The organism is Proteus sp. PR00208 (assembly GCF_016238545.1).
In the GTDB taxonomy this organism is placed as follows: Bacteria; Pseudomonadota; Gammaproteobacteria; order Enterobacterales; family Enterobacteriaceae; genus Proteus.
This window is the reverse complement of the sequence record NZ_JAEHQE010000008.1, coordinates 18,040-35,091: the sequence shown is the minus strand read 5'-3', so window position 1 is coordinate 35,091 and position 17,052 is coordinate 18,040. Positions and strand designations below refer to the sequence as shown.

Here is a 17,052-nt window from a genome sequence, read left to right as displayed (position 1 = left end):
TTCGTCCTTATTTATCCCAGCGCCATAATGCGCTCATACCAGGACGTAGCCCTTCAATTGGCGTAACAGGATACAGTCGGATTTCAAATGTTTTTAAATCGAAATCACCTGTTGCTCTTGTTGCTCTTTTTGTTGCGTAGTCGCCCATTGGGGCGATATAGCGAATTTCAGCTTCTACTTCTTTATTGCCTAATGCGGGAACCGTGATAGTAATGCGATCACCTTTACGTATATCCGCTAAGATATCTTCGCGGAGGTTATAAACAAAATAAGCATCAGGAATTCGGATCAGTGTAGCAAGTGGGCTATTCGCATTAAAAAGCTCACCAATTTCCGCAGGAATAGGACCAACTTCTCCATCCACTGGCGCTTTAACTTGTAGATCGTTTTGTTGGATCTTCAACTCAATAAGTTGTTGTTCTGCTTGTTGCACCGCCGCCGTATATTTGTGGCGTAATTCAATACGATCACCATTTTGGGCTTCATCAAGCTCAGCTTGCGCGGCTCTTACACGTTGTGAAGCAACATCACGGCTACGGCGTGCATTATCAAGTTCTGTCGCTGATACATAGCCTTTATTCGCCACAGCACTGATACGCTGATAATCTCTTGCTGAATTTGCAGCTTCCACTTTTGCTTGAGATAACACGGCTTCTAGGTTACGAATACTCTCTTCTCTTGTGCCATGTAATGACAAATCTAACTGAGCTTGTGCTTGTGCTTTAGCGGCCTCAAGTGCAGCAACTTGCGCATTGAGTTCGGGGCTTTCTAATGTGATCATCAATTGCCCCGCTTTTACATCATCACCTCGCTCTATATGACGCTCAATCACACGGCCTTTGGCTTTAGAGGCGACAATCACTTCCGGTGCATCCACTTCGCCTTGCAGTAATAAATATTGATTATGCGCGCGGAAAAGTATGGCTAATGCAATTAGTATTAGCATTAATAAAATAAGATAGATGGCTCTTTTTTTCATATAACGATTAGACCTTAATAGTGAAGTAGAACACTCACTGACGGAGTTATATTACACAATAACTCAGAATTTCTTTAAGAATTTTGTGCGCCAGATCACTGACGCAAAGGAATATTTTCTTTGAAAGTGCGATTAAGTTATTCTTATATCAAACTTTATCGCCTCATTAATAGCCCTGTTTTATCTGGTATTTTTATATTTATCAGATAAAGAAGAGAACGGTACTCGATACTTATGTACGAATTTGATCTTATTTTGCTGTTATTACAGCAAATGTGCGTTTATTTAATCATTGCTTGGTTTTTAAGCAAAACACCTTTATTTACGCCACTTCTACAGGTCACGATAAAGCTTCCGCATAAGTTGATGTGCTACGTCATTTTCTCTATTTTTTGTATTATGGGCACCTATTTTGGGCTACATATTAATGATTCTATTGCCAATACGCGTGCCATTGGTTCGGTATTAGGCGGATTACTAGGTGGCCCTTATGTCGGCTTCCTTGTCGGTTTTACGGGAGGCTTACACCGTTATTCTCTGGGCGGTATGACCGCATTTAGCTGTATGGTGTCTACTATTGTAGAGGGATTAATTGGCGGATTAGTTCACCGTTATTACGTCAAACGCGGGCAAATGCACCGCATATTTAATCCATGGACCGCAGCAGCCGTGACTTTCTTTGCCGAAATAATACAGATGAGCATTATCTTATTATTAGCTCGCCCATTTAATGAAGCGCTTGCCTTAGTGAAAGATATTGCTGCCCCAATGATTGTCGCAAATACCGTTGGTGCGGCGATGTTTATTCGAATATTACAAGATAGACGGGCAATATTTGAAAAATATACCAGTGCATTTTCAGCTCAAGCATTAAAAATTGCCGTTTGCACCGAAGGTATTTTGCGTAAAGGGTTTAATCAAGATAATAGCACTCGAGTGGCAAAAGTCATTTATCAAGAACTAAGAGTCAGTGCCGTTGCGATTACAGATAGAGAAAAACTCCTCGCCTTTATTGGTATTGGCGCTGATCATCATTTACCGGGTACACCTATTTCATCAGAACAATCCAAACAAGCCATCAATAATAATGAAGTTGTTTATGCAGATGGTAATGAAACACCTTACCGTTGTACGCTTTCACCCCATTGCAAACTTGGCTCAACCTTAGTTATTCCATTAAGAGGCGAAAATAACCAAGTCATTGGCACAATAAAACTTTATGAAGCTAAAAATCGCCTATTTAGTTCTATTAACCGAACCCTAGGTGAAGGGATTGCAAGTCTATTATCTGCACAAATTCTGGCTGGACAATATGAGCGAAATAAGCAATCTCTTTTAGAGTCAGAGATTAAACTTCTCCATGCGCAAGTGAATCCCCACTTTCTTTTTAACGCATTAAATACACTACAAGCAGTTATTCGACGAGATAGCGAACAAGCAAAGCAATTAGTGCAATTTCTCTCTGCTTTCTTTCGTAAAAATTTAAAAAGACCTGAAGCAGTTGTGACATTAAGTGATGAAATTGAACATGTGAATGCATATTTGCAAATCGAAAAAGCCCGTTTTCAGGAACGATTACAGATTGATATTCAAATTCCTGAAAGCCTAGCTAATGCCCGTTTGCCTGCTTTTTCGCTTCAACCAATGGTCGAAAATGCAATTAAACATGGAACATCACAGTTATTAGATACAGGAAAGATTACAATTAGAGCACACCAAGAGCACCATTTAATCATTATTGAAATCTGTGATAATGCGGGGCTTTATCAACCCCAATGCCCTTCTCATGAATTAGGGTTAGGAATGAGGCTGGTGGATAAGCGATTAAAATTACGCTATGGCGAACTTTATGGTGTTTTAGTGGAATGCCAAGCTGATGAATATACAAAGGTGAAAATTTGCTTACCCCTAGAAAAAAGCATGGATAACGTTGCATAACAATGAATATATTAATCGTTGACGATGAGCCGTTAGCTCGTGAAAATTTACGTTGTTTACTTGAAGTCGAAAAGGATATTCATATTGTTGGTGAATGCAGTAATGCAATTGAAGCCATAGGAGAGATACACCGTAAGAAACCCGATGTCGTCTTTCTTGATATTCAAATGCCACGCATTACAGGGCTTGAAATGGTCACAATGCTTGATCCTGAACATCGCCCGTATATCGTCTTTTTAACCGCATTTGAAGAGTATGCAATCCAAGCCTTTGAAGAGCACGCCTTTGATTATCTACTCAAACCTTTAGAGCAAGAGCGCCTAACAAAAACATTAAACCGTTTACGCCAAGGTAATAAGCAGAATATTGATCTCTTAACGCCTCCTGAAGAACGTTTAAAGTGTATTCCTTGTACAGGTCATAGCCGTATTTGGTTAATGCCCATTGATGAAGCGGTATTTGCAACATCAAGGCTCAGTGGGGTTTATGTAACCAATAATCAAGGTCAAGAAGGCTTTACAGAATTAACATTACGCACGTTAGAAACACGGACACAGCTGGTCCGTTGCCATCGCCAATATTTAGTGAATATGGATTATGTTAATGAGATTGTTTTTGGCGATAATGGGCAAGCGGAGTTGATATTACACAATAACAGCCAAATTCCTGTCAGCCGTCGATATTTAAAGCCATTAAAAGAAGCGATTGGCTTAAGCTAATTTGTTATAAATTAAAATCTGCACGTAAATCTAACCGATTTACTTGAATAAGCTTTCCTATTGTTTATATTGACAGAAATGTGTCGTAATAAATTTTATATTACTAATCAAATGATAAAAAAACCAGTCAACTTTCATTGACTGGTTTTATTTTTTGTCATCAACTCAATTAAAAATTAAGTTAATTACCAACTCTTATTGGTTATGAGAGCTGCTACGGCGGCGTGGTGTACCTTCGTTGTTACGACTGCGGAAGTTACCGCGCTCGCCACCACGATCGTTGCTACGCTCACCACCACGGTCGTTATTACCACGACGTTGTGGTTGATCACCATTGTTAAAACGACGACCACCTTGTGGCTGACCATCACGACGGCTGTTATTACGACGCTCACGGAAAGGCTGAGATTGAGCATCACCCACTAATTGCATATTCAGTGGTTTGTTCATAATACGCGTACGTGTGAAATGGCTTAATAAATCTGTTGGCATACCTTTTGGTAATTCGATGGTTGAGTGAGAACCATACAGTTTGATATTACCAATGTAACGGCTACTGATATCGCCTTCGTTAGCAATCGCACCAACGATATGACGCACTTCAACACCATCATCACGACCCACTTCGATACGGTATAAATCCATCTCGCCAGCATCACGACGTTCACGACGAGGAGAACGCTCGCGATCGTTATCACCGCGACGGCGATCATCACCACGACGATCGTCACGATCGTTAAATTCACGACGAGGACGACGAACTGGATCTGGTGGCAGAATAAGTGCACGCTCACCTTGAGCCATTTTCAGTAATACCGCAGCCAGTGTTTCCATATCCAGCGCTTCTTCACCTTGTGGAGCTAATTTAGGTAACAGAGCACGGTATTGGTCAAGGTTGCTAGTTTCTAATTGTTGTGCGATTTGCTGTGCAAATTTTTCCTGACGACGTTGGCTGATAAGCTCTGCATTTGGCAGTTCTACTTCAGGAATAGTCATCTTCATTGTACGTTCGATATTGCGCAGTAAACGACGCTCACGGTTATCAACGAATAAAATTGCACGGCCAGCACGACCCGCACGACCAGTACGACCAATACGGTGAACATAAGATTCTGAATCCATTGGGATATCATAGTTCACAACAAGGCTGATACGGTCAACGTCAAGACCACGAGCAGCAACGTCAGTTGCAATTAAAATATCTAAACGACCATTTTTCAGACGCTCTAATGTTTGCTCACGCAGTGATTGGTTCATATCACCATTTAACGCTGCGCTGTTATAGCCGTTACGCTCTAAAGCTTCAGCAACTTCTAATGTTGCGTTTTTAGTACGAACGAAAATAATTGCCGCATCAAAATCTTCAGCTTCTAAGAAACGAATTAACGCTTCATTTTTACGTGCGCCGAATGTCATCCAATAGCTTTGACTAATGTCTGGACGTGTCGTTACGCTACTTTGAATGCGCACTTCTTTAGGATCATTCATAAAGCGACGTGTAATACGACGAATTGCTTCTGGCATTGTTGCAGAGAACAGTGCAGTTTGGTGTTCTGCTGGGATCTTACTTAAAATGTTTTCAACATCTTCAATAAAGCCCATACGTAACATTTCATCAGCTTCATCTAATACTAAGCCCTTCAGTTTAGATAAATCTAATGTGCCACGGTTTAAATGGTCTAATAAACGACCTGGTGTACCCACAACAACTTGTGGACCTTGACGTAACGCGCGTAATTGCACGTCGTAACGCTGACCACCATACAGTGCAACAACATTTACTTTTGGTAAGTGTTTAGAAAAATCTTCAATTGCTTCAGCAACCTGAACCGCAAGTTCACGAGTAGGTGCTAAAACTAAAATTTGTGGTGCTTTTAATGATTCATCAAGATTGTGTAATAAAGGCAGGCTAAATGCGGCAGTTTTACCACTACCTGTCTGTGCCATACCTAAAACATCATTGCCGTTTAAAAGGAAAGGAATACATTGTTGCTGAATTGGAGAAGGCTTCTCGTAGCCTAAGTCATTCAGTGCAGTCAAAATAGGTGCTGATAAACCTAGATCAGCAAAAGTCATATCGGTTTCAGTAGTCATGTCACTGTGCCTCATTCATTATGGCAGCCAGTTGACATAACATACCGCATGGTTTGTCGGTCTTTATCATCTAAAATGTGAACTGGCTCAAATTATATTATTAAACGAACAAACAAGCCCTCATCCTATGTAGATGATGGCTTTCAAACTGATCAGAGAAATGTTCGTCAGCTATTGCTGGTCCGATTCCGCTAGGTCTTCTTGTTGGCCTAACAGTGCTAATTCCAACAATGCGTAGCGGTGCTCAACAAAGTTATGTGCGTTGTTGGCAACCGTCAGCTTGAATAACGCTTCTGCGCTATCCATGTCCCCCAGACTTAGGTAATACTTACCTAAATAGAAGTTAGTTTCACTAAGATGCTCAGCGAGCGAAGTGTTATCGGTTGAAGCCTCATTTAGTTTCAACATTAATGTTTTCTCATTAATATCGCCTAAATAAAACTCAACTATATTCCATCCCCATTGCCCCGTTTTATCCGCCTGCTGGTATCGCTGTTTTAGCTGTTGTTTAGCCAAATCAGTGTTTATCTCTTTTTCTACAAGATATAACCAAAGCGAACGAATGGGATCATTTGGATCGACCTGATAAAACGCCTGCAGATCATCCTGCGCCAATTTCAATCGGCCACCGTAGTACGAAGCGATACCACGATTAAAACGCGCATTATTGTAAGTTGGATCAAGCTCTAAAACAGAATCAAACGCTTCATAAGCAGCATCGTAATTCGCTGCCTGCGTAAAATAGATACCTAGAAAATTAAAAATTTCTAGCATATCTGGTCGTATTGATAGCGCCATTGAAAAATCATTGCGCGCTAAAGCTCGTAAACCGAGACTATCATACAGCACACCACGCTCATATAAAAGCTGTGCGTATTCATCTTCAGTTAATGAGCGGCTCGCTAAGATTTGTTCTATACGAGCCAATATCACTTCTTGTTGTAAAGAAGGCTGCAATGGTGTGGCAAAAATCGCATTCTGACGCCACTCTGGACTAGTGCTGCATCCGGAAATAAAGATGAAAACAGCAATAGAACAACTGCGCAGAAATGTTTTCATTTCTCACTCCCAAAGTCAGACCTTTCAACAAAAAGCGTTCTAGACGTCCTACTTGTCAATCATAATAAGTCTCTACCGATACCTATGTCTAGATATCGGTAGTAGAATATCATTAATTCGCAGAATCTTCAGAAGAAGTTTCTGTTGCTTCCTGCTGATTAGCTTGAGCTTCTTTCATGCTTAAGCGAATACGGCCTTGACGGTCAATTTCCAGTACTTTAACTGGAACTTCTTGACCCATTTCCAAGTAGTCACTCACTTTCTCAACGCGTTTGTCTGCGATTTGAGAAATATGAACCAGACCTTCTTTGCCGCCACCGATAGCAACGAATGCACCGAAATCTACAATACGAGTTACTTTACCGTTGTAGATACGACCCACTTCAACTTCAGCAGTAATTTCTTCGATACGAGCGATAGCTTGTTTTGCTTGATCGCCACTTGTTGCAGCAATCTTCACTGTACCATCATCTTCGATTTCGATAGTTGTGCCAGTTTCTTCCGTTAATGCACGGATAACAGAGCCGCCTTTACCGATAACGTCTTTGATCTTGTCTGGATTAATTTTGATAGTGTGAATGCGCGGTGCGAATTCAGAAATATCAGCACGAGGTTGGCTAATTGCATCTTCCATTACGCCTAAAATATGTAGACGTGCGCTTTTCGCTTGGTTTAATGCAACTTGCATGATTTCACGAGTGATACCTTCGATTTTGATATCCATCTGTAATGCGCTGACACCGTTACGGCTACCCGCAACTTTAAAGTCCATATCGCCTAAATGGTCTTCATCACCCAGAATATCGGAAAGAACAACAAAGTTGTCGCCTTCTTTTACTAGACCCATTGCAATACCTGCAACAGATTCTTTAATTGGTACACCTGCATCCATCAGTGCTAAAGAAGCACCGCAAACAGATGCCATTGAAGATGAACCATTTGATTCAGTGATTTCAGAAACCACACGAACGGTATATGGGAATTCTTCAATTGTTGGCATTACTGCTAACACACCACGTTTTGCTAAACGGCCATGACCGATTTCGCGACGTTTTGGTGAACCCATCATGCCTGTTTCACCAACAGAGTATGGAGGGAAGTTATAGTGCAGCAAGAATGTATCAGTGTGCTCACCCATGATGTCATCAATAGTTTGAGCATCACGCGCAGTACCTAATGTTGCAGTTACCAGAGCCTGAGTTTCACCACGAGTAAACAGTGCTGAACCGTGAGTACGTGGTAATAAGCCAGTGCGAATGTCTAATGCACGTACCATGTCTTTTTCACGGCCATCAATACGTGGTTCGCCAGCTAATACGCGAGCACGAACGATGTTTTTCTCAAGACCTGAGAAGATTTCGCTGATTTCAGCTTCATCTAAAGTTTCATCTTCAGCTACTAACGTCGCAATAACTTCATCACGGATAGCTTCGATTTGTTCATAACGCTCTTGTTTCTCAGTGATACGGTAAGCATCACCAATGCGAGCTTGTGCTAATTGTGCAATACGGTCATGTAAAGTTTGGTTGATGGCTTCTGGCGCCCAATCCCATTTCTCTTTACCAACTTCTGCAACTAATGCATTGATGTTTTCGATCACGACTTGTTGTTGATCATGACCAAATACTACTGCACCTAACATTTCTTCTTCTGATAATAAATCAGCTTCTGATTCTACCATCAGTACCGCACCCGCAGTACCTGCAACCACTAAGTCTAATTTGCTAACTTTCAGCTCATCAACAGTTGGGTTTAGAACATATTGTCCATCGATAAAACCAACACGCGCACCACCGATAGGACCATTAAATGGAACACCTGACAGCGCTAATGCCGCAGAAGCACCAATCATTGCAACGATATCTGGGTTAACTTGTGGGTTAACTGAAACAACGGTAGCAACGATTTGAATTTCGTTTAAGAAACCTTCTGGGAATAATGGGCGTAAAGGGCGGTCAATTAAACGTGCAATCAACGTTTCGCCTTCACCAGGACGACCTTCACGACGGAAGAAGCTACCTGGGATACGACCAGCAGCGTATGAACGCTCTTGGTAGTTAACAGTTAATGGGAAGAAATCTTGTCCAGCTTTAACTTTTTTCTTTGCAACAACGGTAACAAAAACAGCAGTGCCGTCCATGTCAACCATAACAGCGGCTGTTGCTTGACGAGCCATCATGCCTGTTTCTAACGAAACAGTATGTTGACCGTATTGAAATTTACGAACTGTAGGATTCAGCAAAATAATATCCTTTATCTTATTGTCGCCAGATGTTTAGCGACGATGAATGATCTTTTCTCCGCTACGTCCCCTCGCGACTAATGAAAATATTAACCATTTAATGATAAATACTTTCATTAGCCGCGCGAATTGTCGTAACTAGAGAGATTAAATAACAATCACCACATTAAAACATAACGACTAATATTAAAAATAGCACTTTTTAGTAGAAAAGGGGCCAACAGGCCCCTTTCCACTGAAACTCGCTTGATTAGCGACGCAGACCTAAACGTTCAATCAGTGCAGAGTAACGAGCAACATCTTTACGTTTCAGGTAGTCCAGCAGATTACGACGGCTGGAAACTTTACGCAGCAGACCACGACGGCTGTGGTGATCTTTTTTGTGCTCTGAAAAGTGACCTTGCAGGTGGTTGATTTCTGCAGTCAGCAGTGCAATCTGAACTTCGCTTGAGCCAGTATCGTTAGCATCACGACCAAATTCAGCAACGATTTGTGCTTTCGCTTCAGTACTTAGAGACATAATAAACTCCAAATTAAGTAAAATTTTCAGATAGCCAATCTCTAATTCAGCTATCCAACTCAGCCACCTAAACAGATAGCCGCATTATTCTACGCTTCAAACACTTTTAGCGCAAGATTGCTATTAAGTGTTATCTTGTGCGCTATAGTCTACAACCACTCTTTTCGGAGCAACTAGGCCATCTTTAATGATAGCAAGACCAATGAATTTTTTTTCATCGCCTTCAGTTACTCTTACCCATTCGCCTTCATTGATGTCATGATTAACACGAACAGGTTGCCCCAGCTTGAGATAACCCGCAATAATCGTGGTCAAATTCACAACAGGAAAATGTGCAACAGCGGTATCCATAGGTAATAACAGTGCATCAAGTGCTAAGAAAGGATCTTCTTGAGCAGCTTGTGCATTCTCTATCATCGCTCTTAATTGCTCTAATGTGACCATTCGCTCTTTAGGATAATCTGCGACTTCTAATCGACGTAAGAAAATAACGTGAGCACCACATTGTAATTTCTCACCAAGATCATCAATAATTGTTCGAATGTAAGTACCTTTAGAACAATGAATTTCTAGCTCTAGCTCATCACCTTCCCAGCGAATAAACTGAAGTTCATAAACCGTGATGGGTCTTGCTTCACGCTCAACCTCAATACCTTGTCGAGCGTATTCGTAAAGCGGTTTACCTTGATGTTTTAAAGCGGAGTACATTGAAGGGATTTGCAATGTTTCACCGCGAAAACTCTCTAAGGCGTCATCTAAAGCCTGCTGTGTAAATTGTACTGGGCGTTCTTGAATAACCTCACCATGTGCATCGGAGGTATCTGTTCGTTGCCCTAAACGTGCAATAACACGATAACGCTTATCAGAATCCAATAGAAACTGTGAAAATTTTGTTGCTTCACCTAAACAAATAGGGAGCATACCTGTTGCTAAAGGATCCAATGCCCCTGTATGCCCAGCCTTACTGGCATTAAACATACGGCGGACTTTTTGGAGTGCATCGTTAGAGGAAATATCTTGGGGTTTATCGAGTAGCAATACGCCGTTAATCTCACGCCCCTTACGACGACGCCCCATTATTTATCCTCTTTATGACGACGCTCTTCATCGCTTTTAACGACGTTAGAAACTAAGTTAGACATACGCATACCTTCAACTAATGAGTTGTCATAAGCAAATGTCAGTTCAGGCACAATACGTAAACGCATCGCTTTACCTAATAAAGAACGAATAAAACCAGCGGCTTCATTAAGTGCAGTTAAACCCTCTGCAACCATCTCTTCTTCGCTTTTTTCACCACCTGATAAGTTTAAAAAGGTGACAAATACTTTGGCATAAGCCAAATCACGAGAAATTTCAACGCCAGAAACCGTTGCCATTCCAATACGTGGATCTTTGACTTCACGTTGTAAAATGATGGCGATTTCTTTTTGCATTTCCTGAGAAACACGCTGACTACGGCTAAAATCTCTTGCCATTTTATCTCTCCCTGACAATAGGGTATCGCCCTGATTGTCATTGTTAATTCAAATCTAAAATCAATGATATCTAAAGAGTATACATGAAGTGATATTTAACAACCGCTTTCTCTGATTTCTTTCTTTAGAAATAAAATGTTTCTTTGGTGCTATTTTACCCTGTTATTTCACTTTCATAAATTACTGAAAGGCAATCTATTTCGGTTATGTTGAAAAATGGAGAGGAAATAAAAGGAGAATACAGCAAAGAAAGGAATAAGAAGGGAGCCCTTGAGCTCCCTTTTAAAACAAAACGGACTAAATTAATCAATAGAACGTTTGATTTCGATAACTTGGAAGACTTCAATCATGTCGCCAACACGAACATCGTTGTAGTTTTTCACACCGATACCACATTCCATGCCGTTACGTACTTCGTTGACATCATCTTTAAAGCGACGCAGTGACTCAAGTTCGCCTTCATAGATAACCACGTTATCACGTAGAACACGAATTGGGTTATTACGTTTGATGTTACCCTCAACCACCATACAGCCCGCAATCGCGCCGAATTTAGGTGATTTAAACACATCACGGACTTCTGCAAGACCCATGATTTCTTGTTTATATTCAGGTGCCAACATACCGCTCATTGCCAGTTTGATTTCGTCAATCAGGCTATAGATAACAGAGTAGTAACGTAAATCAACGCTTTCTTGTTCAATGATACGGCGAGCAGATGCATCAGCACGAACGTTAAAGCCAAGAATGATTGCGTTAGAAGCCGCTGCTAATGTTGCGTCAGTTTCGGTGATACCACCTACGCCTGAACCGATGATTTTCAGTTTAACTTCATTAGTAGACAGTTTAACTAAGGCATCAGTAATCGCTTCACAAGTACCTTGAACGTCTGTTTTCAGAACGATGTTCAGTTCAGAAGTTTTACCTTCCTCCATGTTAGCGAACATGTTTTCCAGTTTAGATTTCTGCTGACGAGCCAGTTTAACATCGCGGAATTTACCTTGACGGTATAATGCAACTTCACGCGCTTTCTTCTCGTCACGAACAACCGTTGCTTCATCACCCGCAGAAGGAACGTTAGACAGACCTAAGATCTCAACTGGCATTGATGGACCAGCAGATTGAACGTCTTGACCTAATTCGTTACGCATCGCACGAATACGACCGTATTCGAAACCACACAGAACGATGTCACCTTTATTCAGTGTACCTTCACGGACAAGAATAGTAGCAACTGGGCCACGGCCTTTATCAAGGTAAGATTCGATAACAACACCGCTTGCCATACCTTCTTTAACTGCTTTCAGTTCAAGAACTTCAGCTTGTAAAAGAATAGCATCCAGCAGTTCGTCAATACCTAAACCTTGTTTTGCAGATACGTGCATAAACTGAGTTTCGCCGCCCCACTCTTCTGGCAAGATGCCATATTGAGACAATTCAGTTTTAACGCGATCTGGATCAGCTTCGTGTTTATCAATTTTGTTCACTGCAACAACAACGGGTACGTTTGCCGCTTTTGCGTGTTGGATTGCTTCGATAGTTTGTGGCATTACACCATCATCTGCCGCAACAACCAGAACAACGATATCCGTTACCTGAGCACCACGAGCACGCATTGAAGTAAACGCGGCGTGACCTGGAGTATCTAGGAAGGTGATTTCACCTTTGTCAGTCTTAACGTGGTAAGCACCGATATGCTGGGTGATACCACCCGCTTCGCCTGATGCTACTTTCGTTGAACGAATGTAGTCCAGTAATGATGTTTTACCGTGGTCAACGTGACCCATGATAGTTACAACTGGTGCACGAGATACTGCGCTTTCTTCGCCAGTATCACGATCGCTCATGACTTGTTCTTCTAACTCGTTTTCACGACGTAAGATAACTTTATGGCCCATTTCTTCAGCAACAAGCTGTGCAGTTTCTTGGTCTAAAACCTGATTAATGGTCGCCATAGCACCCATTTTCATCATAGTTTTGATAACTTCAGACCCTTTTACTGCCATTTTGTTAGCAAGTTCGGCAACAGAAATAGTCTCACCGATGATAACATCACGGTTTACAACAGCAGCTGGCTTATTGAAGCCTTGCTGTAATGAGCTACCTTTACGTTTACCTTTCTTGTTAGTACGGCCAGCAGCACGTGCTTCTTCACGATCTGCTTTTTCAGAATGGCGGTTGTTTTTCTTAGGACGAGGAGCCTTAGCGTTGCGACCACGACCGCGGCCACCTTCAACCTCAGCATCACTTTCATCTTCTGCATCACGAGCATAACGTGATGTTGTTACATGATAGTCTGAGCCTTCAGTTTCTGGCGCTTTAGGTTCAGCAGTCCATTTTTCAGCATTTTCTTCAGCTAAACGACGTGCTTTTTCTGCTGCAACTCGTGCTTCTTCTTCCGCTTTACGGCGCTGTGTTTCTTCCGTTTTACGCTTCAGTTCAGCCTGTTCAGCATTGCGACGTGCTTTTTCCTGATCTGCTGCTTTATCAGCTTTTGGTTTATCGTTTTGTTTCACTTTATCTTTTTCCGCTGCTTCGCGCTTAGCTAATTCCGCTGCTTCACGTTTTGCTTCTTCAGCTTCACGTTTCGCTTTTTCTTCGGCGTCTTTCTTCGCCTTTTCAGCTTCACGTTTTGCTTTTTCTTCAGCTTCGCGCTGTGCTTTCTCTTGTGCTTCGCGCTGGGCTTTTTCTTCGGCTTCGCGATGCGCCTTTTCTTCCGCTTCACGCTGAGCTTGCTCATCCGCTTGCGCTTTTTCAACGGCGTCACGGTTCACATAAGTGCGTTTTTTGCGGACTTCGATGGCTACTGATTTACTTTTGCCACCTGTACCAGGAACACTTAACGTACTACGCACTTTGCGTTGTAACGTTAATTTTTCTGGTTGGTTGGTTGATACGTCTTTATCACGATTCAACCAAGCCAGTAAGGTTTCTTTCTCTTTTTGGGAGACAGAATCAGAGACGGTCTTCTTAATACCGGCATCAGCAAACTGCTGTACCAAACGTTCAACCGGTGTCTGAATCTCTTCTGCCAGTGATTTTACTGTTTCATCTGTCATTCTGTTCCTTCCTGCTCAGTTGTTACGCATCATTCCCAAACCAGCAGATATTACGTGCGGCCATAATGAGTTCGCCTGCGCGCTCACTATTTAAACCTTCAATATCAGTTAGGTCGTCGATACCCTGTTCGGCAAGATCTTCCAGTGTGCAGATACCACGGGCAGCTAGATCAAATGCTAAAGAGCGCTCCAATCCTTCGAGAGCTAATAAGTCCTCGGCTGGCTGGTTATCGCCTAGGCTTTCTTTTTGAGCCAACTCAATCGTTGTTAGTGCAGCTTTTGCTCTTTCACGTAGAGCTTCAACGGTATCTTCATCTAATCCGTCAATAGCCAGCAGTTCACTGATTGGCACATAAACTAACTCTTCAAGGGTAGAGAAACCTTCTTCAACTAAAACAGTTGCGAAGTCTTCATCAATGTCGAGATGCTTAGTAAATATTTCAATGGCTGCGTTTGCTTCTGCCTGATGTTTTGCATTCAGTTCATCAGCAGTCATGACGTTTAATTCCCACTTGTCATCACCACGATGTTTTTTCAGTAACTGTGCTGCCAGACGAACGTTTTGACCATTACGGCCGATTGCCTGTGCAAGGTTACTGCTTTCAACTGCAACATCCATTGTACATTTGTCTTCATCGACAACAATAGAAGCAACATCTGCCGGAGCCATTGCATTAATGACGAATTGTGCAGGATTATCATCCCACAGAACAATATCAATTCGCTCGCCGCCCAATTCACTGGAAACGGCTTGTACACGCGCACCACGCATACCAACACAAGCACCCACAGGGTCAATACGCTTGTCGTTAGTTTTTACTGCGATTTTGGCACGAGAACCTGGATCACGCGCTGCAGCTTTAATTTCAATGATTTCTTCGCCAATTTCTGGTACTTCAATACGGAAAAGTTCAACCAGCATTTCAGGGCGAGAGCGTGTCACGAAAAGTTGTGCACCACGGGTTTCTGTACGTACGTCGTATAAAACACCACGTAAACGGTCACCTGGACGGAAGTTTTCACGCGGTAACATATCTTCACGTAAAATAACCGCTTCAGCGTTGTTGCCTAAGTCTAAAGTGATATTTTCACGGTTCACTTTCTTCACAACACCCGTGATAATTTCGCCGAGTTGTTCGCGGAATTGATCAACAACCATTGCTCTTTCAGCTTCACGTACTTTTTGTACGATAACTTGTTTAGCGGTTTGTGTTGTAATACGGTCGAAAGTGACAGATTCAATCTGATCTTCAATATAACCACCTAGTTCAATACTAGGATCTTCATATTGAGCAGCTTCAAGTGTGATTTCACGAGTAGGTTGAGTGACTTCATCAACGGCAACCCAACGACGGAATGTATCAAAGTCACCCGTTTTACGGTCGATACATACACGAACGTCAATTTCTTGCTCGTATTTTTTCTTAGTTGCTGTCGCTAGTGCGGTTTCCAGTGCTTCAAAAATCTTTTCACGAGGAAGAGATTTTTCGTTAGAGACCGCTTCCACAACAGCCAGAATCTCTTTGTTCATCCTAGTTGCCTCTTCAAAACTTAAAAGTGGGGTACCAGGTTAGCTTTCTGGATGTTGCTCAGTGCGAACACTTCGTCTTTACCATCCACAGTAACCGTGATCATTTCGCCAGCGACAGACTTAATAATGCCCTGCCATTTACGGCGGTTTTGCATTGCAATTCGTAATACGATAGCGGCTTCTTCGCCGATAAATTGCTCATAATGCGTTGCAGTGAATAAAGGTCGTTCTAAACCAGGAGAAGAAATCTCAAGGTTATAAACTGTTTGAATTGGATCTTCAACATCCAGCACAGCACTGACCTGGTGGCTAACATCAGCACAATCATCAACAGTGATACCGTCTTCACTATCAATATAGATGCGCAATGTTGATTCTCGGCCACGAATAAACTCAAGACCGACAAATTCAAAGCCTAATGCTTCTACTGGTGCTGAAACCATCGCTGTTAATTTTTGCTCTAATGTGGACAAACCCACCCCCAAGGCATAAAAAAAGGGCCTATAGCCCAGTATTCTATTCTCTGATAACAAAAAACCCCGAAATTCGGGGCTTTATGCAACTGGACCCTGTAACTTGCCATTCGAGAATAACCTCTTCTTACGGCACATTCCACTCAGGATCATAATCGGTTCAACAAGATGATTAATGAGAAAAGTGCTGTATTGTTAGAAGTGGTTGCGGGGGCCGGATTTGAACCGACGACCTTCGGGTTATGAGCCCGACGAGCTACCAAGCTGCTCCACCCCGCGTTCGAAAAACGTGGCAAATTTTACGCTGATAACAAGCAAAACGCAAGCTATCTGGAATAATGGTGCCGAGAACGGGACTTGAACCCGTACGCCCGTTTTATAGGCACTACCACCTCAAGGTAGCGTGTATACCAATTTCACCACCTCGGCACTTAATGAGACTGTTACTGCGTAAAAATTAACAATCTCATTTAAATCTTTACTTAGTTTACTGCGGAATATCTGTATTTGCTGGCGCTACAGGCGCTGCTAATTGCTCAGCTTTTTTAGCTTCTTCTGTAGTCTGCTCGATAGACATCCATTTGCTGTCTTCACGCACAGTTTTATTGGCACTTAGATTACCTAAAATAAGGGCAAGTACAATAAAAGCTGTCGCTAAAACAGCGGTCATACGGGTCATAAAGTTAGCTGAACCGCTTGAACCAAATACTGTACCAGAAGCACCTGCACCAAAAGAAGCGCCCATATCAGCACCTTTACCCTGCTGTAACAGGATCAGACCAACTAGCCCTGTTGCTACAATGATAAGAATAACAATGAGTGCCGTATACATTTGCGTTACCTTTTCTATGGAACTTATCGTCTTAACGATAACCTTCGATTGCTTCACCCGCTTTAGTTCAAGACCTTACTAAGCGGGTGTGAATACTAACCAAAGCTGAACTGACAAGCAAGGTTATT

The 17,052-nt window shown here is 42.1% G+C and carries 13 protein-coding genes and 2 tRNA genes; 2 read left to right on the top strand and 13 right to left on the bottom strand.

Translation table 11 applies throughout. From position 1 onward, the window contains the following. Positions 1-7 precede the first annotated feature (7 nt). Positions 8-979 (bottom strand): HlyD family secretion protein, encoded by a 972-nt coding sequence (locus JEP36_RS07550; protein WP_198620212.1) that lies wholly within the window; start codon positions 977-979, stop codon positions 8-10. Positions 980-1,213: 234 nt separating this feature from the next. Between JEP36_RS07550 and JEP36_RS07545 the strand changes: the two genes are divergently transcribed. Both JEP36_RS07545 and btsR read left to right on the top strand, forming a co-directional pair. After that, entirely contained in the window at positions 1,214-2,917 is a 1,704-nt protein-coding gene (locus JEP36_RS07545) for a sensor histidine kinase (protein ID WP_109372675.1), read from the top strand. 2 nt (positions 2,918-2,919) lie between these two features. Beyond that, the gene (gene btsR / locus JEP36_RS07540; RefSeq protein ID WP_109372676.1) at positions 2,920-3,636 is read left to right on the top strand and encodes a two-component system response regulator BtsR; all 717 of its coding nucleotides are present in this window, start codon (positions 2,920-2,922) and stop codon (positions 3,634-3,636) included. Between the two features lie 195 nt (positions 3,637-3,831). Here btsR and JEP36_RS07535 read toward each other — a convergent pair whose 3' ends face one another. From JEP36_RS07535 to secG, 12 genes are all read right to left on the bottom strand, one after another. After that, positions 3,832-5,730 carry a DEAD/DEAH family ATP-dependent RNA helicase gene (locus JEP36_RS07535; protein WP_160229903.1) on the bottom strand — a complete coding sequence of 633 codons (1,899 nt, stop codon included), beginning with the start codon at positions 5,728-5,730 and terminating at the stop codon, positions 3,832-3,834. 171 nt (positions 5,731-5,901) lie between these two features. Then, entirely contained in the window at positions 5,902-6,789 is an 888-nt protein-coding gene (gene nlpI / locus JEP36_RS07530) for a lipoprotein NlpI (protein WP_098941350.1), read from the bottom strand. A 112-nt stretch (positions 6,790-6,901) separates the two neighbouring features. Next, positions 6,902-9,031, bottom strand: a complete 2,130-nt coding sequence (gene pnp / locus JEP36_RS07525) for a polyribonucleotide nucleotidyltransferase (RefSeq protein ID WP_109419174.1) — start codon at positions 9,029-9,031, stop codon at positions 6,902-6,904. A 250-nt stretch (positions 9,032-9,281) separates the two neighbouring features. Beyond that, positions 9,282-9,551 (bottom strand): 30S ribosomal protein S15, encoded by a 270-nt coding sequence (rpsO, locus tag JEP36_RS07520; protein WP_023583571.1) that lies wholly within the window; start codon positions 9,549-9,551, stop codon positions 9,282-9,284. A gap of 123 nt (positions 9,552-9,674) precedes the next feature. Continuing rightward, entirely contained in the window at positions 9,675-10,628 is a 954-nt protein-coding gene (gene truB / locus JEP36_RS07515; RefSeq protein WP_198620213.1) for a tRNA pseudouridine(55) synthase TruB, read from the bottom strand. Then, positions 10,628-11,029, bottom strand: coding sequence for a 30S ribosome-binding factor RbfA (rbfA, locus tag JEP36_RS07510; protein WP_006535687.1), 402 nt, complete (start codon positions 11,027-11,029; stop codon positions 10,628-10,630). The genes truB and rbfA overlap by 1 nt, the downstream gene beginning before the upstream one ends. A gap of 302 nt (positions 11,030-11,331) precedes the next feature. Continuing rightward, positions 11,332-14,088 carry a translation initiation factor IF-2 gene (gene infB, locus JEP36_RS07505; RefSeq protein WP_196533553.1) on the bottom strand — a complete coding sequence of 919 codons (2,757 nt, stop codon included), beginning with the start codon at positions 14,086-14,088 and terminating at the stop codon, positions 11,332-11,334. A 22-nt stretch (positions 14,089-14,110) separates the two neighbouring features. After that, positions 14,111-15,619, bottom strand: coding sequence for a transcription termination factor NusA (gene nusA, locus JEP36_RS07500; protein ID WP_006535691.1), 1,509 nt, complete (start codon positions 15,617-15,619; stop codon positions 14,111-14,113). Between the two features lie 20 nt (positions 15,620-15,639). Beyond that, on the bottom strand, positions 15,640-16,092 hold the full coding sequence (rimP, locus tag JEP36_RS07495) for a ribosome maturation factor RimP (protein ID WP_036914691.1): 453 nt from the start codon (positions 16,090-16,092) through the stop codon (positions 15,640-15,642). Between the two features lie 202 nt (positions 16,093-16,294). Next, a tRNA-Met gene (locus JEP36_RS07490) sits at positions 16,295-16,371 on the bottom strand. Between the two features lie 60 nt (positions 16,372-16,431). After that, positions 16,432-16,521: transfer RNA gene (locus JEP36_RS07485), tRNA-Leu, on the bottom strand. 58 nt (positions 16,522-16,579) lie between these two features. Continuing rightward, positions 16,580-16,924: a preprotein translocase subunit SecG gene (gene secG, locus JEP36_RS07480; protein ID WP_036914692.1), complete on the bottom strand. Its 345-nt coding sequence runs from the start codon at positions 16,922-16,924 to the stop codon at positions 16,580-16,582. Positions 16,925-17,052 lie beyond the last annotated feature (128 nt).

Bases quoted from the DNA above. Each gene is read 5' to 3' on its own strand.
- JEP36_RS07550 (WP_198620212.1), bottom strand. From the start codon at position 979: ATGAAAAAAAGAGCCATCTATCTTATTTTATTAATGCTAATACTAATT.
- JEP36_RS07545 (WP_109372675.1), top strand. From the start codon at position 1,214: ATGTACGAATTTGATCTTATTTTGCTGTTATTACAGCAAATGTGCGTT.
- btsR (WP_109372676.1), top strand. From the start codon at position 2,920: ATGAATATATTAATCGTTGACGATGAGCCGTTAGCTCGTGAAAATTTA.
- JEP36_RS07535 (WP_160229903.1), bottom strand. From the start codon at position 5,730: ATGACTACTGAAACCGATATGACTTTTGCTGATCTAGGTTTATCAGCA.
- nlpI (WP_098941350.1), bottom strand. From the start codon at position 6,789: ATGAAAACATTTCTGCGCAGTTGTTCTATTGCTGTTTTCATCTTTATT.
- rpsO (WP_023583571.1), bottom strand. From the start codon at position 9,551: ATGTCTCTAAGTACTGAAGCGAAAGCACAAATCGTTGCTGAATTTGGT.
- truB (WP_198620213.1), bottom strand. From the start codon at position 10,628: ATGGGGCGTCGTCGTAAGGGGCGTGAGATTAACGGCGTATTGCTACTC.
- rbfA (WP_006535687.1), bottom strand. From the start codon at position 11,029: ATGGCAAGAGATTTTAGCCGTAGTCAGCGTGTTTCTCAGGAAATGCAA.
- infB (WP_196533553.1), bottom strand. From the start codon at position 14,088: ATGACAGATGAAACAGTAAAATCACTGGCAGAAGAGATTCAGACACCG.
- nusA (WP_006535691.1), bottom strand. From the start codon at position 15,619: ATGAACAAAGAGATTCTGGCTGTTGTGGAAGCGGTCTCTAACGAAAAA.
- secG (WP_036914692.1), bottom strand. From the start codon at position 16,924: ATGTATACGGCACTCATTGTTATTCTTATCATTGTAGCAACAGGGCTA.